This is a genomic window from Candidatus Obscuribacterales bacterium, assembly GCA_036703605.1.
GTDB lineage: Bacteria > Cyanobacteriota > Cyanobacteriia > RECH01 > RECH01 > RECH01.
The window spans coordinates 1-1,435 of sequence record DATNRH010001168.1 but is presented as its reverse complement, the minus strand read 5'-3'; the positions used below and the strand labels follow the sequence as shown (position 1 = coordinate 1,435).

The following is a 1,435-nucleotide window of genomic DNA, read 5'->3' as shown; positions in this document are numbered from 1 at the left end:
GTTGAGGTGGTGGAATTGGCGGAGCTTACTCCAGCGGCGGTGATGCGCCATCTCTACGATCGCGATCATCTGATGGTGTTGTGGGAATGTGGTGGGGTGTTGGCAGCTAAGGCGATCGCGGATGGTGCTATTCAAAAAGTGTGGGCGTTTGTTGCGCCGAAAATTATTGGTGGCAGTCAAGCTCCCTCCCCCGTAGGCGATCTCGGACTGACGCAGATGACAGAAGCGATCGCCCTTGAACGCATGTCTTGGCAGTTGATTGGCTCAGATCTGTTAATTGAGGGATATCTGCATCCATACCTGTCCTAGGATGTTGCGGCGTTCGGCGTTGAGACTTACACCATGACAGTTGCTCAATGCCATAATGGAACGATGCCGATCGCCATCGATGCGTCACCGGCCCCATCTGATCTGTGACTATGCGATGAACACTTTGCATTGCCTGAATCCCGACTGCCAAGCCGAAAACCCACCCGGTACAAAATTTTGTCAGAAATGCGGTACGCCGTTTTTGCTGAAGCAGCGCTACCAGTGCGATCGCACCCTAGGACAAGGCGGCTTTGGACGAACCCACTTGGTGCGGGATGGGCAGCGGGGCAATGCCAAGGTGGTGGTGAAGCAGTTTATTCCTAGCGAGGAATTACGGAAAAGCACGGGCGGTCTCCAAAAAGCGCTGCAATTGTTCCATGATGAATCGGCGCGGCTGCTACAACTGGATCAACATCCGCAAATCCCGATTTTGTTCGAGGCCTTTGAAGAGCACAAGAGCCATTTTCTGGTGCAGCAGTTCATCGACGGTCAAACGTTGGCAGATGAGTTGGACGAGCAGGGCAAGCCGTTTACGGAGGGGCAGGTGCGATCGCTCCTCTTGGACGTACTACCTATCCTGCAATTTGTCCACGATCGCCAAATCATCCATCGAGACATCAAGCCAGAGAACATCATCCGTCGTCAGATTGATAACCGACTGGTGTTGATCGACTTCGGGGCAGCAAAAGTAGTGACCCAAACGGCATTGGCAAAAACCGGAACCATGATCGGCAATGCCGGCTATGCAGCGCCTGAGCAAAGTTTCGGGAAAGCCATTTTTGCCAGTGATTTATACAGTTTAGGAGTTACCTGTCTACACCTGCTGACCCAGATGTATCCCTTCGATTTATATGACAGCATGGACGGCACATTTGCCTGGCGAGACTATTTGAGCAATAATCCAGTGGATGACACCTTAGCGATCATTTTGGATAAGCTAACGCATAGCTCACCTAAATATCGCTATCGAACCCCTCAAGATGTGCTGACGGATTTAACACAACTGCATCCAACTGGTGCGATACCGACCTCATCTCAAGCCCCATTCAACGCTCAACCATCCCAAAACGTTCCTCAAAAGATTCAGCAACAGTCCGCGACACCTGTTTTGCCCAGCCCCAAACCC

Annotated in this window: 2 protein-coding genes; both read left to right on the top strand. The window is 51.8% G+C overall.

Annotated elements, in window-relative coordinates; translation table 11 throughout:
- On the top strand, nucleotides 1–309 hold a 309-nt coding region (locus V6D20_24280; protein HEY9818899.1), incomplete at its 5' end, for a dihydrofolate reductase family protein.
- A gap of 115 nt (nucleotides 310–424) precedes the next feature.
- Nucleotides 425–1,435 (top strand): serine/threonine-protein kinase (locus tag V6D20_24275; protein ID HEY9818898.1); only part of this gene is annotated, 1,011 nt, incomplete at its 3' end.